The organism is Pseudarthrobacter leeuwenhoeki (assembly GCF_055412885.1).
In genome coordinates, this window is sequence record NZ_JBVAYY010000023.1 from 1 (window position 1) to 23,808 (window position 23,808).

The following is a 23,808-nucleotide window of genomic DNA, read 5'->3' on the forward strand; positions in this document are numbered from 1 at the left end:
GGGGGGCGCGGCGGGTGCGGGGGGCGCGGCGGGTGCGGGGGGTGCTGCGGGTGCGGAGGGTGCTGCCGGTGCTGCGGGTGCCGGCGCTGCCGGTGCCGGAACAGGCCTGGCTGCCGGCACGGGAGCCACGGCTGCGGCCGGGGCGGGTGCTTCGGCGGGCGCGGGCACCGCCTGGAGCGTGCAGGGCGGGACGCCGTCGCGGATCTTGAGGGTGCACTTGTAGGTGCCGGTGGCGGCAGAGGGCGCAGCCGGGGCTGGCCCCGGGGCCGCGACGGCGCCGAGGGATGCAGTGAGGGACAGCACGGCCGCTGCGGCCGCCCCCGAAAACAAGGTTGTGCGTTTCTTCATGTACTTCTCCTGGAGCTCACGCTCTGTTGGTGGCGTCATTCCGCGCAGCGCTGAAGGCGCGGTCAGGACGGAATGCGCCGTTCTTCATGGCAGCACCGGGGATGTTCACCGGCACACCAGGCTTTCGGCCGTGCACGTCATCCGGGCAGCGACGTGCCCTCCGCCTTGAGGGCAGGCGTCACCCGTGGCGGGGCAAAAAAGATCGGCCCCGACGACTGCGCCGGGGCCGATCGATGAAGACCAGAGCTTCCTGCCAGAATCGAACTGGCGACCTTCTCATTACGAGTGAGACGCTCTACCAACTGAGCTAAGGAAGCGACCGCCTGAAGTGTCCGGGTGGCCCGGGCGCTTCATGCCAGAGACAACTGTAGTAGAGTCCTCCGGCCCGGGTCAAAATGAGTGTCGAACGCTTCAGCAGACGGTATTGTCCGCAGGGGTCTTGCCGTCGACCAGATAACCGTCCACGGCATTGCCGACGCAGTCGTTGGAGCGGCCGTAGGCGGTGTGGCCTTCGCCCTGCCACGTCAGCAGCGAGGCGTTGCCGAGCTGCTTGCGCAGCTCGCCCGCCCATTCCACCGGGGTGGCCGGGTCGCCGGTGGTGCCGATCACCAGGATGTCGGCCGACCCCCCGTATTCCACCGGGGCCGGGGTCCGGACATTCTGGTACGGCCACTCCTTGCAGCTGGTGCCGCCGTAGGCGAAATACTTGCCGAAGGTGGGCGAATCCAGCCGGAGCTGCTGCTCGTCCGCACGCATTCCCGCGGTGTCCGTGACCATCGGGTAGTCCAGGCAGTTGATGGCGCTGAAAGCAAAGGTGCTGTTCGACGAATAGCTGCCGTCGGGTTCGCGTTCGGCGTTGAAGTCGGCCAGCCTGAGGAACATCGAGGGATCATTCTTCAGGGCCGCGCCGAGTGCCTGCGTGAGCAGCGGCCAGTTGTCGTTGTTGTACAGCGGGACGATCATGCCGGTGACCAGGGTGGACGCTGAGACGATCCTGCCGTCCTTGGCGCGCATCGGGTTCGCCTCCACGGCGGCGATCAGGTCCCGGATCTGCTCAACCCCGCCGTCGACACCGCCGCTGAGTGGGCAGCCGTCGGACTGGAGGCAGTTTTCCACGTAGGCACGGAGGGCTTTTTCAAAAGCCTTGGCCTGGCCGCTGGTGAGCTCCTCGTAGCTGAGGGAGGGATCCATCGCGCCGTCCAGGACCATCGTGCCGACGTTGTCAGGGAACAGCGAGGCGTAGGTCGAACCGAGGAACGTCCCATAGGAGAACCCCATGTAGTTCAGCTTCGTGTCGTTCAGTGCAGCGCGCAGGATGTCCAGGTCCTTGGCGGCGCTCACGGTGTCGACCTCGCCCAGGACCGGCCCGGTCTTTTCCTCGCATTTGGCGGCGATCACCTGGTTGTCCGCCACCGTTTCGGCCAGGCCGGCGTCGGTGTCCAGATCGTAGATCTTCGCGCGGGAGGCGTCGCGTTCCTCATCCGTCAGGCAGGTGACCGGGGCGGAGCGTTTTACGCCGCGCGGGTCGAATCCCACGATGTCAAAGTTGGAGCGGAGCTTGTCCGAGAAGTGCGTGGCTCCGGCGTCCTTGACGAAGTCATAGCCTGAGCCGCCGGGCCCGCCCGGGTTGATGAGCAGGCTGCCGTTGCTGTTGCCCTTCGAGGGCAGCTTAAGCGCCGCGATCTCGATGCTGTCGCCGTCCGGATTGCTGTAGTCCAGCGGAACCTTGATCGTGGTGCACTGGAAGTCCGTCTCGCAGGCGGCCCAAGTGGCCTTCTGCGTGTAGTAGCTGCGGAGTTCGGCGGGCGCGGAGGACGCGATCTCAGGATTTGGTGTGCTGGAGGTTTTGGCCCCGCTGCCGCCGGTACCGAACAGGGTGCACGAGGAGAGCACCACGGCCAGGGCCATGGCGCCGGCTGCCCGCATGCCGATCGCAATGGATCGGGATCGGGCGGGCACTGCTCGTGCAGACTTCATGCGGTTCTCCTTGGAGGATCGGATCGGAGGGAATGATCCCTCAGATGAGGCTTGCGGCCATGGACTCGATGGCCAGCAGCGGGGCCACGTTGGAGGTCGTGATCCGTTTGCGGGCCTTGTTGATGGCGTCCATGCGGGCAAGCGTCGTTTCGGGGGAGGACTGGCGGGCGAACTCAACGAGTTCGCTTCTGAGTTCAACGTTGACCAGTTCCACGGCGTTCCCCATCTGGATGATCAGCACATCCCGGTAGAAGGACAGCAGGTCGGTCAGGGTGCGGTCCAGGGAGTCTGTCACCGAACGCTTGGCGCGGCGCTTCTGGTCGTCCTCGAGCTGCTTGACCTGCCCCCGCATGGCCGGCGGCAGCGTGCCGCTCTCGGGCGCGCCGAGGGTCGCGAGCAGGGCGGCTTTTTCCGCCGCGTCGCGCTCGTCGTTGGAGCTGTTGGCTTCCTCGGTGGCGATCTTGACGAGTTTTTCCGCCATCAGCACCGCGGCGGTGACGCCCCGGAGGCCCAGCGGGAACCGCACTGTTTCCAGCCGCCGCTCGCGGGCTTCGGGATCCCGTGCCAGCCGGCGGGCGATCCCGACATGGCTTTGCGCTGCCCGGGCGGCACGTTCGGCGACGGCCGGGTCGACGCCGTCGCGCTTGACCAGCAGGGCCGCGACGTCGGCCGCGGGCGGAAGCCGCAGCGCCACCGACCGGCAGCGGGAGCGGATGGTGACCAGGACGTCGGCCGGGGAGGGGGCGCACAGCATCCAGATGGTGCGGGGGGTCGGTTCCTCGATCGCCTTGAGCAGCACGTTGGTGGTGCGTTCCGCCATCCGGTCCGCGTCCTCCACGACGATGATGCGCCAGCGCGCCGAGGACGGACGGTTCCCGGCGGTGGAGACCAGCTCCCGGGCCTCGTCGATGGTGATGGTGACCTTCTCGGTGCGCACGAACGCGACGTCGGAGTGGGTTTCACCCAGGATGGTCAGGCACGCCGCGCATTCACCGCAGCCGCGCAGGCTGACATCGTCCTGGTCGCAGTTCAACGCGGCGGCGAAGGCCTTCGCCGCGTTGGACCGCCCGGAACCCGGCGGGCCGGTGAAAAGCCACGCATGGGTCAGGCCGTCGCCCCCGGCAGCATGGCGCAGTTGGGCCACGACGGCGGGCTGGCCCTGGAGGTCGTCCCAGACGCTCACGCGCTCACGCCCCGGGGGAGGGCCAGCAGCTGCTCGACCCGCGCGAGGATCCGCACCGCCAACTGCTCGACCGGGAGGTGGGCGGGAAGGACGAGATACCCTTCGGGCCGGGCCGCAGCGAGGGCGAGGAACGCGGCCCGGATCCTGGTGTGGAACTCGTCGGCCTCGGATTCCAGCCGGTCCTCGGCCGCGTCGCCCGCGGTGCGGCGGCGCCGGCCGACCTCGGGGTCAACGTCGAGCAGCACCGTGAGGTCCGGCTGCAGGCCCGAGGTGGCCCACTCGTTGATGTTGCGGACGGCGTCGGTGCCCAGATCCCGGCCGGCGCCCTGGTAGGCGACCGAGGAATCGATGTAGCGGTCGGTGAGGACGACCTCGGCGCGTTCCAGGGCCGGGCGGATGACCTGGCTGGCGTGGGCGGCGCGGGAGGCGGCAAAAATCAGGGCTTCGGTGTGCGCATCGATATGGCCGTGGCCGTGGTCCAGGACCAGGGAACGCAGCTTTTCGCCGATCGGGGTGCCGCCCGGCTCCCTGGTCCGCAGCACCTTGAGGCCGCGCAATTCAAGGGCCGCAGCCAGCTCAGCCGCCTGCGTGGACTTGCCGGCGCCGTCGCCGCCCTCGAAGGCGATAAACAGTCCGGGGTTATGGGTAGTCACTGCCCCAGCCTACCGACAATCCCTGACAGTCACGCCCTGGACGTAACGCCTTGGCCGCCCTGCGGGGCGCCGACGTACCCTGTGACCATGAGTCTTTCCGAAGCGCAGGCAGCCTCCCTCTCCGCGGAAACGGTCGTCGTGGCGGCGGGCCGCCCGCCGCGGAAACGCGACGAACCGGTCAACCCCCCGCTGGTGCTCTCCTCGACCTATTACGGCACCGGACCGCTGGGCGACGGCGACCGCGGCTACGGGCGGTATTCCAACCCCACCTGGGACCCGTTCGAGGAAGCCATCGGCCAGCTGGAAGGCGCCGGGCTCCCCGGACTGCTCTATGCGTCCGGCCTCGCCGCCGTCAGTTCGGCGCTGTCCCTGGTTCCTGCCGGGGGAGTGCTGGTCATGCCGTCCCACAGCTATGCCGGATCACTGGTGATGGCCACCGAACTTGCCGGGAAGGGCTTCCTGGAATTGCGCACGGTGGACATCGCGGACACCGACGCGGTCCTGGCGCAGCTTGCGCCGGCGGACGGGCGCCCCGCCAGCATGCTCTGGCTGGAGAGCCCTACCAACCCGATGCTGGGCGTCGCGGACATCCGCGCCCTGACAACGGCCGCGCACGCGGCGGGCGCCGTCGTCGTCACGGACAACACCTTCTCCACCCCCCTCGTGCAGCAGCCGCTGGCGCTGGGCTCCGACGTCGTCCTGCACTCGGTGACGAAGTACCTCTCCGGCCACTCCGACGTCGTGCTGGGCGCCCTGGTGACGTCCGACGCCGGTCTGCGCGGCGCGCTGCTGCACCACCGCACCATCCACGGCGGGATCGCCGGGCCGTTCGAGGCCTGGCTGGCGCTGCGCGGGCTGCGCACCCTGGCCCTGCGGGTCGAGCGCTCGCAGGCGTCGGCGGCGGTGCTGGCCGAGCGGCTGAGCACGCACCCCAGGGTCGGCAGCATCCGGTTCCCGGGACTGCCCTCGGACCCCGGCCACGAACGGGCCAAGAGCCAGATGAAGGGCTTCGGCTCGGTGTTGTGCATTGAAATGGCCCCGATCGCCAGCGGCGGGAACAGCGGCGACGGCAGCCACAACGGCAGCCTCAGCGGTGCCGATGCCGCGGACCGGATGATCCGGGCCCTGAAGCTGTGGCTGCCGGCCACCTCCCTGGGAGGGGTGGAGTCGCTGATCGAACGGCGGCGACGGCACACGGCCGAGCCGGCCAGCGTGCCCGAGAATCTGGTCCGGATGAGCGTGGGCATCGAAAATGTCGAGGACCTTTGGGCCGATTTGGAGCAGGCCCTTGCCAGCTTGGACGGCTAGGCTGGGGGCATGGACGGAAGAACGCTTATTTACTATGTCGAGACCGGGGTCTACTTTCTCCTGGCCCTCGTAGCCCTGGCCCTTGAGGTATGGGCTTTCTTCGACTGCCTGCGGCACAAGGCGAACGTCTTCGAAGCCGTCTCCAAGCGCACCAAAACTTTCTGGCTGGCCGTCACCGGTGGCGCCCTGGCCGTGGGCCTGCTCTCCCTGTTGGGCGGCGGCGGAGGCCTCCTGGGTCCGCTGGGACTGTTCGGACTCGCCGCTGTGACGGCGGCGTCCGTCTACCTCGCCGACGTCCGCCCCGCCGTCAAGGACGCGGGCCGCGGCGGAAACCGCAATACGGGTCCCTACGGCCCCTGGTAATCCCCGCCGGCCCCCTCAGCTCGCAAGCTCGCTCAGGGAACCCTGCCGGCGTGGGCCCAACCACCGGCCCCCTCAGCTCGCAAGCTCGCTCAGGGAACCCTGCCGGCGTGGGCCCAACCACCGGCNCTGCCGGCGTGGGCCCAACCACCGGCTCCCAGCACTACTAGCGTCCCGGCGCGACGGCGTCCCAGCGGACCGTCAGTTCGCCCAGCCGCCACCGGGCCGGACCATCCTGGACCGGCCAGCCGGCGTCGAGCAGTGAACGGCACATGGCCGTCCAGCGTTGCCGGTTCCCGAAGGACGCCAGCGGCGCAGCCTCCAGCCAGGCCTGGTCCATCGCCTGCAGGAAGGCTTGAATCCTCTCGCCGGGCACGTTGCGGTGGATCAGGGCTTTCGGCAGCCGCTCGGCCACTTCCGAGGGCAGCGCAAAACTGCCGAACCGCATGGACAGGCTCAGGCTCAGCGGGCGCTCGGCGTCCAGCGCCACCCACGTGACCCGGCGGCCTATCTCGTCGCAGGTGCCGTCGATGAACAGCCCGTCCGGGGCCAGCCGACCCTGCACCAGCCGCCAGATGGCCGCGACGTCGGCCTCCTCGTACTGCCGCAGCACGTTGAACGCCCGTACCAGGACAGGCCGGCCGGCCACCGGCAGTTCGAAGCCGCCCAGCTGGAAGCTCAGCCCGGGCCGTTCCAGTTCCCGGGCCAGCCGGACGCGCTCGGGCTCGATTTCGATGCCGACCACCCGCACGTCGGGCCGGACCGCGGACAGCCGTTCAAAGAGTTCGACGGCGGTGGCCGGGGAAGCGCCGTAGCCCAGATCGACGACGAGAGGATCAGCCGCCGCGCGCAGCCGCCAGGCCTGCGGGCCGGTCAGCCAGCGGTCCAGCCGCCGCATCCGGTTGGGGTTGGTGGTGCCGCGGGTAACGTTGCCCACCGGCCTGCCCGCACGGGGGCCGCCTTTCGTTCCGCCGCGTTTTTCCATGCCGCCTTTTTCCATGACATGGGTATGCGGGGACGCCACCCGCTCAGCCTTCTGCACCACCAGCCCACCCTATCCTCCGACGCGATCCTCCGACTCGGGGTCACTTCCGGCCCATGCGGCACCCCGGGACGGGCGCGGAGTGACCCCGCGTTGCCATGTGGCGCGGGCTTTGTAACGCGCGGCCCTGCCCGGGGCCGCTCGGCTAGGATGAAAACCATGACTTATAAGCTGATTTTGCTGCGCCACGGCCACAGCGAATGGAACGCCAAGAACCTGTTCACCGGCTGGGTGGACGTTGACCTCAACGACCAGGGCCGGGCCGAGGCGATCCGCGGCGGCGAGCTTCTCGTGGAGCACAACATCCTCCCGGACGTCCTGTACACCTCGCTGCTGAAGCGGGCCATCAACACGGCCAACATGACCCTCGAGAAGGCCGACCGCGGCTGGATCCCGGTCAAGCGGGACTGGCGGCTCAACGAGCGCCACTACGGCGCCCTGCAGGGCAAGGACAAGGCGCAGACCCTCGCCGAATACGGCGAAGAGCAGTTCATGACCTGGCGCCGGTCCTACGACACCCCGCCGCCGCCCCTGGCCGACGACTCCGAATTCTCGCAGGTGAATGATCCGCGCTATGCGGACCTCGGCGACGACCTGCCCCGCACCGAATGCCTCAAGGACGTCCTGGTCCGCCTGCTGCCCTACTGGGAATCGGACATCAAGGAAGACCTCAAGGCCGGCAAAACAGTCCTCGTCACGGCCCACGGCAACTCGCTGCGCGCGCTCGTCAAGCACCTGGACGGCATCAGCGACGAAGCCATCGCCGGACTGAACATTCCCACGGGCATCCCGCTGGTCTACGAACTCGACGAGAACTTCAAGCCGCTGAACCCGGGCGGCACTTACCTCGACCCCGAGGCCGCGGCCACGGCGATCCAGGCAGTCGCCAACCAGGGCAAGAAGTAGCGCCCCGGCGCACAACCACGGAAACGTACGACGCCGGCCGGTCACCTCGCAAGGTGACCGGCCGGCGTCGTACGTTCTACTTCCGGACCCGCTGTCCGGACCCGGTGAGTGCTAGCTGTGTTCGATGGTGTTCGGCTGCCAGGCGCCGGTGACCAGGTAGGTGACCTTCTGCGCCACGGAGACGCCGTGGTCCGCGAAACGCTCGAAGTAGCGGCTGGCGAGGGCGACGTCGACGGTCGTGGCGGGGGACTCGTGCCAGTCGCTGCGGGCGATCGCGCGGAAGACGCTCAGGTGCAGGTCGTTGACTGCGCTGTTGGCCTTCAGGATGTCCCGGGCCACTTCAAGGTCCCGGGTCTCCAGCAGCACCGTGAGCTTCCGGGCGATCAGCAGGTCATGCTCGGCGAAGCTTTGGAAGGTCTCACGCAGCTGGGCGGGCACCACGGTGGCGGGGTAGCGGAGTCGGGCAAGCTGGGCGAGGTGGCGGGCGAGGTCGCCCATCCGCTCCATGGAGGCGCTCATCCGGAGGGAACCCACGAGCATCCTCAGGTCGCTGGCCACGGGTCCCTGCAGGGCGAGGATGTCGATGGCTTGCTCGTCGAGGCTGTTCTGCAGGAAGTCGATCCGTGCATCGGCGGCGATGACTTCCTCGGCCAGATCAAGGTCGGCGCCGTCGAAGGCAGTCGTGGCTTTCTCAATGGCGTCACTGACCAGCTTTGAGATTTCGACGAGCTGTTCCCCCACTTGGGCGAGCTCTTCCTGAAAAACCTTGCGCACGTGTGCGTCCTTTCCCTGCAAACATTGCCGGCCACCGAAGTGGCAGGTTCATTTCGGATCACCTCTCGGCGCTTCAACACTCCAGTGTCCCAGCGACCGGTGAACTGTTGCGCGCCAATAGATGAACGTTAGCTGAACCGGAGTGGGAATAGCGGGAGATTACAGTTTCCGACGCGGGGCAGAGCATAAGCTGGAGCCGTGGACCCAATGCTTATCGGTGTAATCGCCGGCCTGATCGGCCTGTCGCTTGGCGTCTTCGGCGTGCTCGCCTTCCGGGTCAGTGAGCAGCAGCGCAAGCTCGTGGACGTGGAGTTCGAGGATCCCTCACTTCCCGAAGGCGCCGCCGAGGTGCTGGCCGCCGTCGGCCGGGCGTTTATGGTGGTGGACGCGGTCGACGGCGTCGTCCGCGCCAGTCCCGCCGCGTATGCCTACGGCCTGGTGCGCGGCCATACGCTGGTCCATGAGCAGCTGCTGGAGATGACCGCGAAAGTGCGGCGCGACGGCGTCATCCTCGAACGGCTCCTCGAACTTCCGCGGGGCCCGCTGGGCCAGGGGACCATCGTGGTGCAGGTGCGGGCGGCCGTGATCGCGGAGGAATACATCCTCCTGCTCGCCGACGACCGGACCGAGGTGACCCGCACGGAGGAAGTCCGCAACGACTTTGTCGCCAACGTTTCCCACGAACTGAAGACGCCGGTCGGTGCCATCTCGCTGCTGGCCGAGGCGCTCGAGTCCTCCGCCGATGACCCGGATGCTGTGCGCCGCTTCGCCAGGCGCACCCACAAGGAATCTGTCCGCCTGGCGGCCCTGGTGCAGGACATCATCGAACTTTCCCGGTTGCAGGGCTCCAACGTCGCCAAGCAGGGCCGGGCTGTGGACATCAACACGGTCGTCGCCGAGGCGGTGGACCGGTCCCAGCTGCCGGCGGAAAGCAAGAACATCGACCTTGTGGTGGGCGGGCACTCGGACGTGATGGTCTACGGCGACCAGGACCAGTTGGTGACGGCACTGCGGAACCTTATTGACAACGCCATCCGCTACTCCCCGGAAAACACCCGGGTCGGCATCGGCATCCGTGCCAAGGACGGCCTCGTGGCGGTATCCGTCACGGACCAGGGCGAGGGGCTCAGCCCCGAGGACCAGGAACGGGTCTTCGAACGCTTTTACCGCGTGGACGCCGCCCGGTCACGCCATACCGGCGGTACCGGCCTTGGCCTGAGCATCGTCAAGCACGTCGTCGCCAACCACGGCGGCGAGGTGACCCTCTGGTCCAAGCCCGGGCAGGGCTCCACCTTCACCATCCGGCTTCCGGAACTGGAAGGCCAGGACCTCGACGTCGTTCCCGACGCGGGCGAGCCCGCGGACCGGGCCGCCTCCCAGGCTGCAGCCCACAAAGCCTCCCAGCCCCCCAGACCAACACGACGGGACGCCGCCGGCGCCCATGAGCAAGGAGCTACCGCTTGAGCAGGATTCTGATTGTCGAGGACGAAGAGTCGTTCAGCGACCCGCTGTCCTACCTACTGGGCAAGGAAGGATTCGAGGTGGAGGTGGTGGACAACGGTCTGGACGCCATCACCGAATTCGACCGCAACGGCGCCGACCTGGTGCTGCTGGACCTGCAGCTGCCTGGCCAGTCGGGCACCGAGGTCTGCCGGCAGCTGAGGCAGCGCTCGTCCGTGCCGGTCATCATGCTGACGGCGAAGGACGCGGAGATCGACAAGGTCGTCGGGCTGGAACTCGGTGCCGATGACTACGTCACCAAGCCCTACTCTTCGCGGGAGCTGGTGGCCCGCGTCCGGGCCGTGCTGCGCCGCCAGGGCGAGCCCGAGGAACTGGTGTCCAGCACCGTGCAGGCGGGTCCGGTCCGGATGGATATCGAACGGCACGTCGTCACGGTCAGCAGTGAGCAGGTTTCCCTGCCACTGAAGGAATTTGAGCTGCTGGAAATGCTGCTGCGGAACTCCGGCCGGGTCCTGACCCGCGGGCAGCTGATCGACCGGGTCTGGGGTTCGGACTATGTGGGGGACACCAAGACCCTCGATGTCCACGTCAAGCGGCTCCGCAGCAAGATCGAACCGGACCCCTCGGCGCCGCGGCACCTCATCACGGTCCGTGGCCTGGGCTACAAATTCGAGCCCTGAGACAGACAGGCCGTTCGCCCGGACAGGGCAGAACGCAGCGAACATACAGAGAAGGAGGGGCACCCGGCGGACCGGGTGCCCCTCCTTCTGAGTGGAAGCTAGTGGTTCGAACTGCTCTTCGGTGACGGGCTCGGCGTGGCCGAGCCGGTGGGCTCGCTGCCGGCCGGCAGGTACTGCTTGTAGTCGGAGATCGTTGAGTCCAGCACCGGAACCCCGAAGGTGGTCTTCTGGTTGGTGCCGTCCTCGCTGATGCTGACCTCGACCAGGGACCCCGGGATGCCGCCGGTGGTGCTCAGGATGGCCTCGTCGGTGGAGTTGTTGAGCAGCGTGTAGGAGTTCTGCTTGACCGGTACTTCGGTCTGGGAACCGCCGGCGCCGGCGATGGTCAGCGTCACGTCCTCGGAGGACGAGTTGTAGACGGCGCCGATCACACGGCCGGGCTTGTCCTCACCGGCGGAGATGATCATCATGTTGCGCAGCTGAAGCGCGCCGACGTTGGCCTGCGTTCCGTCGGAGGCCGCGTACTGCGCGGTGGTCGCCTGGGGGTTGGTGTAGCCACACCCTGTTACGGACAGCAGGCCGATGCCCAGAGCAGCCGTTGCCATTGCCAGCTTGCCGCGCTGGCCCCGGTTCATCGCAGTGAAACCCACGTCTCGCACTCCTTGAGAGTCTTGGAACATTCTTATCCATAGCCTATCGGCAATCCCCGCCAAACGATGATTCGGGCCGTACACAATCCCGTCGCTCCGTGGCCGGCCGGGCGCCGGCCGGCCGCCGGCGGGTGATGGGGGCGCTCTTGGCGGGGGCGGGGCAATGCACTAATGTCCGCTTTCGTCAAGGGGTCTGGCGGTGCCGTTAACGGCCATTTTCCCCGTATTCACGCGGTTCTTAGGTACGTTCCATGGCAGTCGTATGCCTTAACCGTGATAAACTGGTCTGCGGGAAAGGGGAATGTCCACATGGTTTTTGAGGTCGGCGAGACAGTAGTTTACCCTCACCACGGTGCAGCCAAAATTGAAGAAATCAAGATGCGCACTGTCAAGGGCGAAGAGAAGATGTATCTCAAGCTCAAGGTGGCTCAGGGTGATCTGACCATTGAAGTTCCAGCAGAAAACGTTGACCTTGTTGGGGTCCGGGACGTAGTGGGCAAAGAAGGTCTGGAGCACGTGTTTGAAGTGCTGCGGGCCGAGTTCACTGAAGAGCCCACCAACTGGTCACGTCGATACAAGGCAAACCTGGAGAAGCTTGCTTCCGGTGACGTCATCAAGGTGGCAGAGGTCGTCCGCGACCTGTGGCGCCGCGATCACGATCGGGGTCTCTCCGCAGGGGAGAAGCGCATGCTGGCCAAGGCACGCCAGATTCTGATTTCAGAACTGGCGCTGGCTGAGAAGACTGATGAAGAGAAGGCTGCAAGCGTTCTCGACGAGGTCCTGGCTTCCTAAGCAAGTCGAACAGACAAGAATTGAACCCCGGCAGCGTAACGGCTGCCGGGGTTTCTTTTGCCCGCTTTCAACAGCCCCTCAGGTTGAGCTGCCGGCTCTGGTCCGTCACCACGGACGCAGAAGCACCAGAAGTGACAGATCAGTGGGACGCGCGGGGCGCCGGGACGTAGTGTTGTGCGCATGGACTCTGCACCGACCAACACGTCACCGGCCGGCCCCGTCACCGCGGTCATCGTCGTGGCTGCCGGCTCCGGCCAGCGCCTGGGCTACGGCATGCCAAAAGCCAAGGTTCCGCTGGGCGGGGACAGCATCCTCACACATGCCCTTCGGGGTGTCGCCGCGGCCGGCATCGCACAGCAGATCTGCGTTGCCATCCCTTCCGGCGATACGGAACTCCACGCCCTTTGTGAGGCCTTCAGGCAGGAGCTCAAGGCGGGGCGCCCGCGCACGTCCGCCGCGGGCGGGGGCGTGGAGCTCCCGGTTGTGACGATTGTCGACGGCGGCGCCACCCGCGCCGCGTCGGTCCGCGCCGCGCTGGCCGTGCTCCTCCCAGCCACCGAGGCCGTCCTGGTCCACGACGCCGCCCGCGCCCTGACGCCGGAGGCTGTCTTCCACCGGGTGGCGCACGCCCTGGCGGCCGGCGCACTGGCCGTCATCCCGGTCATGCCCGTGGTGGACACGGTCAAGACGGTGGAAGCGACCACGGGCGACGGCGCCTCGATCGCCCCGGAGCTCGTCACCGGCACCGCGGCCCGGGAGACCCTCCGTGCGGTGCAGACCCCGCAGGGCTTCAAGCTCGCCACCCTCCAGCGCGCGCACGAGGCGGCGGCTTCCTTCGACGCCGGCCAGGCGGCCGCCGTCACCGACGACGCCATGCTGGTGGAACTGCTCGGCGTTCCGGTCCACGCGGTGCGCGGCGCCAGCCAATCGCTGAAGATCACCACGCCGCTGGACCTGATCATCGCCGAGGGTCTCCTCGAAGGCCCGCTGGGCGCCCGCTGGGTGGAAGGCTGAGCATGTCCGGGAATCCGAACCCACCGCTGCCCGTCATCCCGCGGACCGGAATCGGCATCGACGTCCACGCTTACGCCCCCGAGGACGCGCCCCAGCCGCTCTGGCTCGGGGGCCTGTTCTGGGAGGGGGAGCGCGGACTGTCCGGCCACTCCGACGGCGACCCCGTCGCGCACGCAGCCGCCGATGCACTGTTCTCCGCCTGCGGCATCGGGGACCTCGGCACGCATTTCGGCACTGACCGCCCGGAGTACGCCGGGGCCTCCGGGGTGACCCTGCTGGCCGAGGCCGCGCGGATCGTCCGTGCCGGGGGCTTCGAGATCGGGAACATCGCCGTGCAGTTCGTGGCCAACAGGCCCAAGTTCGGCCCCCGTCGGGAGGAGTCCCAGCGGGTCCTCACCGAGGCCGCGGGCGCCCCGGTCAGTGTCTCGGCCACCACGAGCGACGGCCTGGGCTTCACCGGCCGCGGCGAAGGTATTTCGGCCACGGCGACGGCCCTCGTCTACCGCACCGGCTCGGCGTCTGTGGAGTCCGTCGCCTAGGCTTGGCGGGAGACCCCCTTCCCGAAACATCAGGAGACCCCCGTGAAAAAGCTGCTGCCCGCCGTCGTCCTGCTGCCCGGACTCCTGCTGACCGGGTGCGCCGCGACCCCGAAGATGAGCATCCCGGAAAGCTGCGCGTTCCTCAGCCAGGACACCTTCGTCCCCACCGGCGACCAGCAGCAGCAGGCGGAGCAGATCTCCAGGCACTACCAGGAGGTTGCCGACAAGGTGGCGCCCGAGGTGGGCGAACCGATCCGGAACATGGCGGAGATCATGAAGCAGGCGGCCGGCACCTCGCTCGGGGCCAGAAGCGATGAGCAGACCAAACAGCTCACCGAACAGAACAACAGGATCGGCGAGCACTGCAAGTAGGCCCCGCGAAGCGGTAGCCATGCCGGGGCCGGATCGCCATCGGCTAATCTGGAGCGGTGACCCTGCGCTTCTATGACACTGCATCCGCCGAAGTCCGCGACTTCGTCCCCCTGGTTCCGGGCAAAGTGAGCCTCTACTATTGCGGCGCCACGGTGCAGGGCATGCCGCACGTCGGGCACATCCGTTCCGCCATCGCCTTCGACCAGCTGACCCGCTGGCTGCAGTACCGGCACTTCCGGGTCACCGTGGTCCGCAACGTCACCGACATCGACGACAAAATCCTCGCCAAGTCCGCCGCGTCCTTCGGCCCCGACTTCGAGGACGAGCCCGGTGCCGTCCGGGATGAGGAATGGTGGGCCCTGGCCTACCGCTATGAACAGGAATTCCTCAAGGCCTACGACACCCTGGGCGTCTCCCGCCCCACCTACGAACCGCGCGCCACCGGCCACATCCCGGAAATGCACGCCCTGATCCAGCAGCTGATCGACCGCGGCCACGCCTACCCTGCCCCGGACGGTTCGGGTGATGTCTACTTCGACGTGCGCTCCTGGGCGAAGTACGGCTCGCTGACCCGGCAGAAGGTCGATGACATGCAGGGAGCCCCGGACGTGGAAGCCCAGTTCAGCAGCAGGAAGAAGGATCCCCGCGACTTCGCGCTCTGGAAGGGCCACAAGGACGGGGAGCCGACGACGGCGAGCTGGGCCTCGCCGTGGGGCCCCGGCCGTCCGGGCTGGCACCTCGAATGCTCCGCGATGGTCACCAAGTACCTCGGCGCCGAGTTCGACATCCACGGCGGCGGGCTGGATCTCCGGTTCCCGCACCATGAGAACGAGATGGCGCAGTCGCAGGCCGCCGGCCACGGCTTCGCCAACTTCTGGATGCACAACGGCATGGTCACCTACGCCGGCGAGAAGATGTCCAAGTCCATCGGCAACACCGTCAGCCCCGCCGAGATGCTGGAGCTGGCCCCGCCGCGCGTGGTCCGGTACTACCTCGGCCAGGCACAGTACCGCTCGGTGCTGGACTACCAGCCGTCCTCACTGCAGGAGGCCGCCGCCGCGGTGGAACGGATCGACGGCTTCATCAGCCGTGCCGTCCGGACCGTTGCCGGCGCCGACGGCGGCACCCCGGCAAGCTACGGTTTCGCCAGCTACGGCCTTGTCCCCGACGCCTTCGCTGCCGCGATGGACGATGACCTCAACGTCCCGCAGGCCCTGGCGGTGCTCCACGAAACTGTCCGCGCCGGCAATACCGCCCTCACCGCCGGGGAGCTCGACGCCGCCCGGCAGGCCCTGCTCAGCGTCACCGACATGCTGCGTGTCCTTGGTCTCAGCGACACCGCGGGGCCAGCCGCGGACGAACAAGGCACCGCTGCCCTGGGCGTCCTCGTTGAAGCGCAACTCGCGGCCAGGGCCAAGGCCCGCGCCAGCAAGGACTGGGCCGCCTCGGACGCCATCCGCGACACTCTCGCCGCCGCCGGCGTCGTCGTCGAGGACGGCCCGGACGGCGCAAACTGGAGCCTCAAGCGCGGCTGATCCGGCCCGGTACCCGGCGCTGCGCCGGGGCCCGGGAACACCTTGCGGTCGAGGATTTAACTCGAGTCAGTAGACTGGAGTTCAGACTTGTCAACGAATCGCGTATTTAAAAGGGTGGAACTCATGGCCAACAACGGTCGCCGGTCGGTCAAACTGAAGAAGGGCCCCTCCGTCGGAACCGGCGGTCACGGCCGCAAGGCTCTTGAGGGCAAGGGGCCGACGCCCAAGGCGGAGGACCGCCCGTACCACAAGGCCCACAAGAACAAGCAGCTCGCGGAACGCTCCGCGGCCAAGCGCCCCGGAGCCCCGCGCAACCCCGGCGCCCGTTCCGGCCCCAAAGGCCGCGCCACCGAGGAAGTCGTCACCGGACGCAACTCCGTCGTCGAGGCACTGCGCGCCGGTATCCCGGCCAAGGCCCTGCACGTGGCCATCCGCATCGAGATGGATGACCGCGTCAAGGAGTCCCTCAAACTGGCGGCCGAGCGCGGCATCCCGCTGCTCGAAACCGGCAAGCCCGAGTTGGACCGGATGACCGACGACGCCATCCACCAGGGCCTCGTGCTGCAGATCCCGCCGTACGAATACCAGGACGCCTACGAGCTTGCCGAGGAGACCCTCGAGAGCTGGAAGAAGGGCCACGTCTCCAACGCACCGCTCTTCGTCGCGCTGGACGGCATCACCGATCCGCGCAACCTGGGCGCGATAATCCGCTCGGTCTCGGCCTTCAGCGGCCACGGCGTCATCGTTCCGGAGCGCCGCTCCGTGGGCGTCACCGCCTCGGCCTGGAAGACCAGCGCCGGCGCCGCCGTCCGCGTCCCCGTGGCACGTGCGGCCAACCTGAACAACACGCTGAAGGCGTTCAAGAACATGGGCATCTACGTTCTGGGACTCGACGGCGACGGCGACGTTTCGCTGCCCGACCTCGCCCTGGCCACCGAGCCGGTCTGCATTGTCGTGGGTTCCGAGGGCAAGGGCCTCAGCCGCCTGGTCCGGGAGAACTGCGACCAGATCGTCTCCATCCCGATCGACTCCGCGATGGAGTCGCTGAACGCCTCCATGGCCGTGGGCATCTCCCTTTACGAGATCTCCCGCCAGCGCGCCGTCAAGTAGTCCACGCCGGTTGGGGGCGGCGGCTCTGACGCTCCCCACCTTTCGCGGTAAACGCCACAACGCTCCCTCACGTCCCGTGGGGGAGCGTTGTCGCTTAACGCGGGAACGACCCCCAGCAACGCGGGGTCACAACGCGCCCATCCGGGGCCCCGTGATGGGCTCGATCTGACCCCGCGTTGCTGTTGGCGGCGCACGCCTTTTGTCTCCGGTTTGTCTCCCGGTTTGTCTCCGGTTTTGTCTCCGGTTTTGCCTCCGGCCGGGGGTCTAGAACCTGTGGCGGTTGGCGAGGACCGGGAGTTTGGTCCGGGCGTCTTTGACGGTGGCGGGGTCCAGGTCGGCGAACAGCAGGCCGGGGTCGCCGTGGAGCTCTTGGAGGACTTCACCCAAGGGGGAGACGACGACGGAGTGCCCGACGCCGGTGGGCGCCGTACCCCTGGACTCAATTCCCTGGCTGGCCGGGTCGCCCTGGCCGCAGGCAAGGACCAGGGTGGTGGAATCCAGGGCGCGGGCGCGGGCCAGAAGCGTCCATTGCTCGGCCTTGCCGGGGCCGGATCCCCAGGAGGCGCAGACAATGTTCACGTCGGCTCCGCGGTCCGCATTCTCGGTGAAAAGGTCCGGGAACCGGATGTCGTAGCACGTCGCCAGGCCGAACGTCACGCCGTCGAACTCGAAGGTGACGGGCTCGGTGCCGGCGTCGACGGTGTCCGATTCGGCGAAGCCGAAGGCGTCGAAGAGGTGGATCTTGTCGTAGCTGGTCTCGACCCCGCGGCCGGTGACCAGGAGGGTGTTGCGCACCCTGGCGCCGTCGTCCGCTGTCCCCGGGGTGAACATCCCGGCGACGATCACGATGCCATGTTCCGCCGCGATGCTGCGCACCCGCGATGCCCACGGGCCGTCCAGCGGCTCGGCGATGTCCAGCAGCGAGTTCCCGAAGGCGCGCATGGTGGCCTCGGGGAACACCACGAGCTCTGCTCCGCCGGCTCTGGCGCGGGCCGCGTAGTCCTCCACGAGGGTCAGGTTTCCGGCAGGATCGCGTCCGGTAATGACTTGAGCGAGTGCAATCCGCACTATTACCTCCAGGTTCGGCACTTGTTCCAGTATGCAACGCCGCTTTTGCGTAAACTGCACTTCGTCAGGAAATCAGAAACCGGGTCTATTTGTTCGGCCCCGCTAAACTCTAAGCAATGGTTATGCCCTACGTAGACACAGCTTCCACCGTAGACGCCTCACGGGCGTTTCCGCTGGGAATCAGCGTTCCGAGCACCGGTTCGCCGGCAACGGACGACCCCCGGAGTGCCTTCGCGAATGTGGCTGTCTACGCGCCCGGCGTCGCCACCCTGGAAATCGCCTACCAGCCGCCCGGTGGGACCTGGCAGCTGAAGACACTGCCGAACGTGACCGACGGCGTGCACCACGGCCTCGTCGAAGGCATCCCGGCCGGTTCGCGCTACGGATTCCGGGCCACGCCCGATCACGAGGCGCTCCCGCTGTCCATGCCCGCGACGGATTTCGACGCCGGCGGCGGGCAGCCGCTGCTGCTGGACCCCCATGGCCGGGCCGTGGACGAGCGCGGGGATTTCATCACGAGCGTCCGGATGGACAGCGACTTTGACTGGGGCAATGACCGCGGTCCCAAGACTCCGTGGCGCAACACCATCATCTACGAGGCGCACGTCCGGGGCCAGACCAAGCTCCACCCCGACGTCCCCCAGCACCTCCAGGGCACCTACGCAGGGCTGGCGCACCCGGCCATGATCGAGCACCTGATCGCACTGGGGATCACCGCCGTCCAGCTCCTTCCGGTGCACTTCCACGTGGACGAACCGCACCTGCAGAATCTCGGCATGACGAACTACTGGGGCTACAACACGGCCGCGTTCTTCGCCCCGCACCCCGGCTATGCCACCGAGGCAGCGCAGGCAGCAGGCCCGAAGGCCGTCCAGGACGAGTTCAAGGGCATGGTCAAACTGCTGCACGCCGCCGGTCTCGAGGTCATCCTCGACGTCGTCTACAACCACACGGCCGAGGGCGGCAGGGACGGCCGGACCCTCAGCTTCCGCGGCCTGGGCGAGATGAGCTATTACCGCAATGACGGCCACGGCAGGTACGTGGACACCACCGGCTGCGGCAACTCCCTGAACTTCGGCGAGACCCGCGTGGTGCAGCTGGTGATGGATTCGCTGCGTTACTGGGTGAGCGAGTTCCACATCGACGGCTTCCGCTTTGACCTTGCCGTGACGCTGGCGCGCAACGCCGCCAACGAGTTCGATCCCCGGCACCCGTTTCTGGTCGCTATCGGGGCCGACCCGGTGCTGTCCGCCACCAAGCTCATCGCCGAGCCCTGGGATATCGGCTACGGCGGCTGGCAGACCGGCCGTTTCCCGCCCGGCTGGGTGGACTGGAACGACCACTTTCGCGACGCCTTGCGCAGCTTCTGGCTCGCTGACCGCGCCGCGATCGACGCCGGCGGGCACGGCGGCTCGGTGGCCCGTCTCGCGGACGCACTCTCAGGCTCCGCGGGCCTGTTTGAGCAGTCCGGCCGGTCCCGGCTCGCCTCGGTCAACCTCGTCACCGCCCATGACGGCTTCACCCTGGCCGACCTTGTGTCCTATGACCGCAAACACAACGAGGCCAACGGTGAACAGAACCGGGACGGCCACGGGGACAACCGCAGCTACAACCACGGCTTCGAGGGCCCCACGGAGGACGAGGACATCCTCGCCCGGCGTGCGCAGTCCAGCCGCAATCTGATGGCGTCGCTGATGATTTCCCAGGGCGTGCCCATGATCACCGCCGGCGACGAGATCGCCCGCACCCAGCAGGGCAATAACAACGCCTACTGCCAGGACAACCCCATCGCCTGGATCGACTGGACCAGCACTCCGGAATCCCACTCGATGCTGCGCACCACCAAGCGGGTGATCCGGCTGCGCAAGGAATTCCTGGCCGGGCAGCCGCATCATTACCCGACCCGCGAAAAACAGTCGTACTTCCACTGGTTCGACGATCGCGGCGAGCCGATGGCCGGGGAGCGCTGGCAGGATCCGGGCCACCGGGTGGTGCAGCTGCTGCTCGGGTCCGACGACGGCCACGTGGACGGGCTCGTGGTGGTCAACGGGGGCGCCAAGGACATCAAGGTCACGCTGCCGGTGCTCAGCAATGAGGAGGGGACCGGCAACCGGCTCTTCGAGCTGCGCCTGACCACCTCCGGGCACCACGACCGGCGCCAGGGCATCCGGGTCGCTTCCGGCGAGCGGGACGTCGTGCAGGCCAATTCCATGAACATCTACCGCACGTAGCCCGGCCTTCGATCCAGTCCCAAGGAAGCAACGAATGAAGGTCCAGCGGCTGACTGCCCTGCTCGCCCTGCTGCTCGGACTGGCGGTGCTGGCGTTCGTGCTGGCAGGTGTCCCGGGAACCGGAACGGCGCCGTCCGACGCCGGCACGACGGGCGCCGTCCCATCGGGCCCGCCGGCGCAGCGCGGTACCGCGCAGCCCAGTACCGCGCAGCCCAGTACCGCGCAGCCGGTTGCTCCGGCAACGGCTGCGCCGCCTGCACCCGCCAACCCGTCGGGGCTGCCGGAAGTGAAAACCTCGGAGCTTCCCGCCGAAGCGCGCCAGACACTCGGTCTCATCGCCCGGGGAGGCCCGTATCCCTTCATCAGGGACGGCGTCACGTTCGGCAATTTCGAGCGCATTCTTCCGCGGAAATCGTCCGGCTATTACAAGGAATACACGGTCAGGACCCCTGGTGAATCCGGCCGCGGAGCCCGACGGATCGTGGCCGGGCAAGCCGGCGACAAGTACTACACACCGGACCACTACAACTCGTTCAGATTCATCATCGAAGGCAAGTGAGGCACCCATGAAGATTTACTCCGCAGACACCTGGACCATGGAGGAACTGCAGGCCCTGGTGGCGGACGCCGGACGGCGTGCCGTGCTGATTCCCGCCGCCGATACCAAACGGACGGTTCTCGAGACGTTCGCGGAGACCCTGGACTTCCCTGCGGACTACGGCGTGAACCTGGACGCGCTTAACGACTCCCTGCACGACTTCGCCGATGCCGTAGCCGACGACGGCCAGTCCCCGATCACCTTCATCTGGGAGGTGCCGGCCGCCTTTCGCTCGGACCGTTCGTTCGGTGTCATCTGCGAAATCCTGCAGGACGCCGAACGCTACGCCGGCAGGAACCTGGCTGTCATCGCCGTCTGCCTGTAGGCCCGCCATGGACAACAGCGCCGCATCCCGGGCATCCGGTATGCGGCGCTGTTGGTAACACCCCAGGCTGTCGTCGTCTCAGGCGTTGACGATCAGGCCCAGTTCCGCCTTGGACGCAAGGGCCTCGTGCGTCGGGAGCACGCGCACCGTGTAGCCAAAGGAACCGGACCGGTCGATCACCAGAGTTCCGCTGAAGAGGCGCCGGCCCTTGCCGAGGTCTTCCGCCGCTTTGAGCTCCGCCACCGTGACGTCAGCCAGCTCGTCGCTGTCCCCCGCCTTGCCGTAGGCGACCTCGACGGAAACATCATCCGGGGTGAGCTCGTGCAGGTCCACGTAGGCGTTGACCTGGAGGATATCGCCGATCTGCGGGTCCTCCGAGACGCCCACCGAGTCCACGTGCTCCACCTGGATCTGCGGCCAGGATTCCCGGAGCCGGGAAATCCAGGTCGCGAGAGCCTTGGCCTCGGCAAAATTGTGCGCTCCGGCCCGGCGGCCGGCGACGGCGGCCGGCCGGTACAGGACGTTGACGTAGTCCTTGAGCATGCGCTCCGCGGAGACGGCCGGACCCAGATGGGACATGGTGTGCTTGATCATCGAGACCCAATGCGTAGGGACGCTCTGCCTCCCGGGCTGGGAAGGCCCCGCAGCGCCGGCGCCGGCAGAGACGGTCAGCCCGTAGAAGCGGGGGGCCACCTGCGTCTCCAGCAGCTCATACAGCGCAGCGGCCTCGATGTCATCGCGCTCCTCAGGGGAGGCGTCGTTGTTGGCGGTCGGAATCGCCCAGCCGTTCTCGCCGTCGAACATCTCATCCCACCAGCCGTCCAGGACCGAGAGGTTGAGCGAGCCGTTCAGGGCGGCCTTCATGCCGGAGGTGCCGCACGCCTCGAGCGGGCGCAGCGGATTGTTCAACCACACATCGCACCCCGGGAACAGGGTCCGGGCCATGGCGATGTCGTAGTTCGGCAGGAACACGATCCGGTGCCGGACCGCCGGGTCGTCGGTGAACCGGACGAGGTCCTGGATCATCTTCTTGCCCGCGTCATCGGCCGGGTGCGACTTGCCCGCAATGACCAGCTGGATCGGGTGGGTCTTGTGCAGCAGCAGGGCCTTGAGCCGCTCGGGTTCGCGCAGCATCAGGGTGAGCCGCTTGTAGGTCGGCACACGCCGGGCGAAGCCGATGGTCAGGACGTCCGGATCCAGCACGGCATCCGTCCACGCGAGCTCAGCATCGGCTGCCCCGCGCTTCTTCCAGGAGGCCCGGAGCCGGCGCCGTACGTCCTCCACGAGGGACACCCGCATCTCCCGGCGGAGGGCCCAGAGGTCCTCGTCGCTGACGTTGTACGCGAGGTCCCAGCGGCCCTGCTCTTCCGCGTCGGCGCCGAACTGCTCCCGCGCCAGTGCCGTGACGCGCGGGTCCACCCAGGTGGGCACGTGCACACCGTTGGTGACCGAGGTGATGGGCACCTCCGAGTGGTCGAATCCCGGCCACAGCGCCGAGAACATTCCGCGGGATACCTCACCGTGCAGCTTGGCCACGCCGTTGGCACGCTGGGCCAGGCGCAGGCCCATCACGGCCATGTTGAACACGAACGGATTGCCGTCCGTGTAGTCCTCGCGGCCGAGGTTCAGGATCTTGGCCACCGGCACGTCCGGGGCCAGCCCGGCGTCGAAGAAGTGCTGGATCTGCGAGACCTCGAAGCGGTCAATGCCGGCCGGGACGGGGGTGTGGGTCGTGAACACGGTGGAGGCGCGGCCGGCGGCCAGCGCCTCTTCCCAGCTCAGCGGCTCCGCGGCGGACATCATTTCCTGGATCCGCTCCACGCCCAGGAAGCCTGCGTGGCCTTCGTTGGTGTGGAAGACCTCCGGCGCGGGGCTGCCGGTAAGTTTCTGGAAGACACGCAGCGCCTTCACCCCGCCCATGCCGAGCAGGAGTTCCTGCTGGAGGCGGTGGTCGCCGCCGCCGCCGTACAGGCGGTCGGTGATCCCGCGTGCGGCCTCGTCGTTGCCCGGGACGTTGGAGTCCAGCAGCAGCAGCGGAACCCGCCCGACGTCGGCCCGCCAGATGTGTGCCAGCAGCCGCCGGCCGGCGGGCAGCGGAAGGGAAATCTGGATGGGCTTGCCGTTGCCGTCGGCAGAGGACTCGCGCAGCAGCGTCAGCGGCAGCCCGTCCGGATCCAGGACCGGATAGGTTTCCTGCTGCCACGCGTCACGGGACAGCGACTGCTTGAAGTAGCCGGCCTGGTACAGCAGGCCAACGCCGACCAGCGGCACACCCAGGTCCGAGGCTGCCTTCAGGTGGTCGCCGGCGAGGATGCCGAGGCCGCCGGAGTACTGCGGCAGCACTTCGGTGATGCCGAACTCCGGGGAGAAGTAGGCGATGCACGCCGGCGCGCCGTCGCCGAGGCTCTGGTACCACCGGGGCTCCTCGAGGTACCGGTCGAGGTCCCCGGCAGCCGCTTGGACCCGGCGCACCACGTCCAGGTCCGCGGCGAGGTGCTGCAGCTCCTCCCGGCTGACCAGGCCGAGGAAGGTCACGGGATCGTGGTCGCTCTCGGCCCAGATCTTCGGGTTAAGGCCCTCGAAAAGCTCCCGGGTGGGCCTGTGCCAGGACCACCGTAGGTTTTTGGCCAGCCGGGCCAGCGGCCGGATCGGCTCGGGAAGAACGGTTCGGACGGTAAATCTGCGGATTGCCTTCACCTGCGAAACACTAACCGACAAGTTGGAGGCTCGGAACCGGTTTAAGTTTCTTTCGCATAAATGACGTTCCGCCCCCCGGGAAACGCCGGAAAAAGTGAGCAGGCTTAGCAATCTTGCCGATTTGTCGATAACGTCGAGGCTGTGACGACTAACCCGCGAACCAGTGCCGTGTCCAAGCAAAATCC

At 67.7% G+C, this 23,808-nt stretch carries 22 protein-coding genes, 1 tRNA gene and 1 pseudogene; 14 read left to right on the forward strand and 10 right to left on the reverse strand.

Translation table 11 applies throughout. The annotated features are described in order from the left end of the window. The 5 genes and pseudogenes from ACZYX4_RS16505 to tmk all read right to left on the reverse strand — a co-directional run. Positions 1-348, reverse strand: a pseudogene (locus ACZYX4_RS16505) (hypothetical protein); the annotation flags it as partial. Between the two features lie 244 nt (positions 349-592). Then, positions 593-665, reverse strand: a tRNA-Thr gene (locus ACZYX4_RS16510). Positions 666-759: 94 nt separating this feature from the next. Continuing rightward, complete coding sequence (locus ACZYX4_RS16515; RefSeq protein ID WP_463877886.1) at positions 760-2,325, reverse strand: alpha/beta hydrolase; 1,566 nt, start codon at positions 2,323-2,325, stop codon at positions 760-762. A 40-nt stretch (positions 2,326-2,365) separates the two neighbouring features. Beyond that, positions 2,366-3,508, reverse strand: coding sequence for a DNA polymerase III subunit delta' (locus ACZYX4_RS16520; RefSeq protein WP_463877889.1), 1,143 nt, complete (start codon positions 3,506-3,508; stop codon positions 2,366-2,368). Beyond that, positions 3,505-4,161, reverse strand: coding sequence for a dTMP kinase (gene tmk / locus ACZYX4_RS16525; protein WP_463877891.1), 657 nt, complete (start codon positions 4,159-4,161; stop codon positions 3,505-3,507). Before tmk ends, ACZYX4_RS16520 begins: the two co-directional genes overlap by 4 nt. Before the next feature lie 87 nt (positions 4,162-4,248). Here tmk and ACZYX4_RS16530 point away from each other — a divergent pair, with 87 nt between their 5' ends. Together ACZYX4_RS16530 and ACZYX4_RS16535 are read left to right on the forward strand one after the other, a co-directional pair. Continuing rightward, positions 4,249-5,469, forward strand: coding sequence for a trans-sulfuration enzyme family protein (locus ACZYX4_RS16530; RefSeq protein ID WP_463877894.1), 1,221 nt, complete (start codon positions 4,249-4,251; stop codon positions 5,467-5,469). A 9-nt stretch (positions 5,470-5,478) separates the two neighbouring features. Then, positions 5,479-5,832 carry a DUF2516 family protein gene (locus ACZYX4_RS16535; RefSeq protein WP_463877897.1) on the forward strand — a complete coding sequence of 118 codons (354 nt, stop codon included), beginning with the start codon at positions 5,479-5,481 and terminating at the stop codon, positions 5,830-5,832. 163 nt (positions 5,833-5,995) lie between these two features. Here ACZYX4_RS16535 and ACZYX4_RS16540 read toward each other — a convergent pair whose 3' ends face one another. Next, positions 5,996-6,829, reverse strand: a complete 834-nt coding sequence (locus ACZYX4_RS16540) for a class I SAM-dependent methyltransferase (protein ID WP_463877935.1) — start codon at positions 6,827-6,829, stop codon at positions 5,996-5,998. Between the two features lie 201 nt (positions 6,830-7,030). On the opposite strand from ACZYX4_RS16540, the gene ACZYX4_RS16545 reads away from it, so the two are divergent. Beyond that, a complete protein-coding gene (locus tag ACZYX4_RS16545; protein WP_463877899.1) occupies positions 7,031-7,777 on the forward strand; it encodes a phosphoglyceromutase in 747 nt (248 codons plus the stop codon). Between the two features lie 111 nt (positions 7,778-7,888). Here ACZYX4_RS16545 and phoU read toward each other — a convergent pair whose 3' ends face one another. Continuing rightward, entirely contained in the window at positions 7,889-8,551 is a 663-nt protein-coding gene (gene phoU / locus ACZYX4_RS16550; RefSeq protein WP_463877901.1) for a phosphate signaling complex protein PhoU, read from the reverse strand. Positions 8,552-8,758: 207 nt separating this feature from the next. On the opposite strand from phoU, the gene ACZYX4_RS16555 reads away from it, so the two are divergent. Both ACZYX4_RS16555 and ACZYX4_RS16560 read left to right on the forward strand, forming a co-directional pair. Beyond that, positions 8,759-10,015: a sensor histidine kinase gene (locus ACZYX4_RS16555; protein ID WP_463877937.1), complete on the forward strand. Its 1,257-nt coding sequence runs from the start codon at positions 8,759-8,761 to the stop codon at positions 10,013-10,015. After that, positions 10,012-10,692 carry a response regulator transcription factor gene (locus ACZYX4_RS16560; RefSeq protein ID WP_354350606.1) on the forward strand — a complete coding sequence of 227 codons (681 nt, stop codon included), beginning with the start codon at positions 10,012-10,014 and terminating at the stop codon, positions 10,690-10,692. The genes ACZYX4_RS16555 and ACZYX4_RS16560 overlap by 4 nt, the downstream gene beginning before the upstream one ends. Before the next feature lie 98 nt (positions 10,693-10,790). On the opposite strand, the gene ACZYX4_RS16565 is transcribed toward ACZYX4_RS16560, so the two are convergent. Then, positions 10,791-11,327: a hypothetical protein gene (locus ACZYX4_RS16565; protein ID WP_463877940.1), complete on the reverse strand. Its 537-nt coding sequence runs from the start codon at positions 11,325-11,327 to the stop codon at positions 10,791-10,793. A 324-nt stretch (positions 11,328-11,651) separates the two neighbouring features. Between ACZYX4_RS16565 and ACZYX4_RS16570 the strand changes: the two genes are divergently transcribed. The 6 genes from ACZYX4_RS16570 (at position 11,652) to rlmB (ending at position 16,704) form a co-directional block, all read left to right on the forward strand. After that, a complete protein-coding gene (locus ACZYX4_RS16570) occupies positions 11,652-12,134 on the forward strand; it encodes a CarD family transcriptional regulator (protein ID WP_024367191.1) in 483 nt (160 codons plus the stop codon). Between the two features lie 180 nt (positions 12,135-12,314). Beyond that, positions 12,315-13,148 (forward strand): IspD/TarI family cytidylyltransferase, encoded by an 834-nt coding sequence (locus tag ACZYX4_RS16575; RefSeq protein ID WP_463877905.1) that lies wholly within the window; start codon positions 12,315-12,317, stop codon positions 13,146-13,148. 2 nt (positions 13,149-13,150) lie between these two features. Then, positions 13,151-13,687 (forward strand): 2-C-methyl-D-erythritol 2,4-cyclodiphosphate synthase, encoded by a 537-nt coding sequence (ispF, locus tag ACZYX4_RS16580; protein WP_463877908.1) that lies wholly within the window; start codon positions 13,151-13,153, stop codon positions 13,685-13,687. A gap of 42 nt (positions 13,688-13,729) precedes the next feature. Then, positions 13,730-14,059, forward strand: a complete 330-nt coding sequence (locus ACZYX4_RS16585) for a hypothetical protein (RefSeq protein WP_463877910.1) — start codon at positions 13,730-13,732, stop codon at positions 14,057-14,059. Positions 14,060-14,115: 56 nt separating this feature from the next. Then, positions 14,116-15,594, forward strand: coding sequence for a cysteine--tRNA ligase (gene cysS / locus ACZYX4_RS16590; protein WP_463877912.1), 1,479 nt, complete (start codon positions 14,116-14,118; stop codon positions 15,592-15,594). Between the two features lie 123 nt (positions 15,595-15,717). Next, complete coding sequence (rlmB, locus tag ACZYX4_RS16595) at positions 15,718-16,704, forward strand: 23S rRNA (guanosine(2251)-2'-O)-methyltransferase RlmB (RefSeq protein WP_463877915.1); 987 nt, start codon at positions 15,718-15,720, stop codon at positions 16,702-16,704. 264 nt (positions 16,705-16,968) lie between these two features. Here the strand turns inward: rlmB and ACZYX4_RS16600 are convergent, their stop codons facing one another. Continuing rightward, complete coding sequence (locus ACZYX4_RS16600) at positions 16,969-17,772, reverse strand: carbon-nitrogen hydrolase family protein (protein ID WP_463877917.1); 804 nt, start codon at positions 17,770-17,772, stop codon at positions 16,969-16,971. Positions 17,773-17,888: 116 nt separating this feature from the next. Between ACZYX4_RS16600 and glgX the strand changes: the two genes are divergently transcribed. Genes glgX through ACZYX4_RS16615 form a run of 3 tightly spaced genes read left to right on the forward strand, consistent with a single transcriptional unit; the run spans position 17,889 to position 20,926 of the window. Then, positions 17,889-20,003: a glycogen debranching protein GlgX gene (glgX, locus tag ACZYX4_RS16605; RefSeq protein ID WP_463877920.1), complete on the forward strand. Its 2,115-nt coding sequence runs from the start codon at positions 17,889-17,891 to the stop codon at positions 20,001-20,003. 34 nt (positions 20,004-20,037) lie between these two features. Continuing rightward, the gene (locus ACZYX4_RS16610) at positions 20,038-20,562 is read left to right on the forward strand and encodes a guanyl-specific ribonuclease (protein WP_463877922.1); all 525 of its coding nucleotides are present in this window, start codon (positions 20,038-20,040) and stop codon (positions 20,560-20,562) included. A 7-nt stretch (positions 20,563-20,569) separates the two neighbouring features. Beyond that, positions 20,570-20,926, forward strand: coding sequence for a barstar family protein (locus tag ACZYX4_RS16615; RefSeq protein ID WP_463877924.1), 357 nt, complete (start codon positions 20,570-20,572; stop codon positions 20,924-20,926). A 78-nt stretch (positions 20,927-21,004) separates the two neighbouring features. On the opposite strand, the gene glgP is transcribed toward ACZYX4_RS16615, so the two are convergent. Next, positions 21,005-23,623 carry an alpha-glucan family phosphorylase gene (glgP, locus tag ACZYX4_RS16620; RefSeq protein WP_463877927.1) on the reverse strand — a complete coding sequence of 873 codons (2,619 nt, stop codon included), beginning with the start codon at positions 23,621-23,623 and terminating at the stop codon, positions 21,005-21,007. Positions 23,624-23,808: the final 185 nt, after the last annotated feature.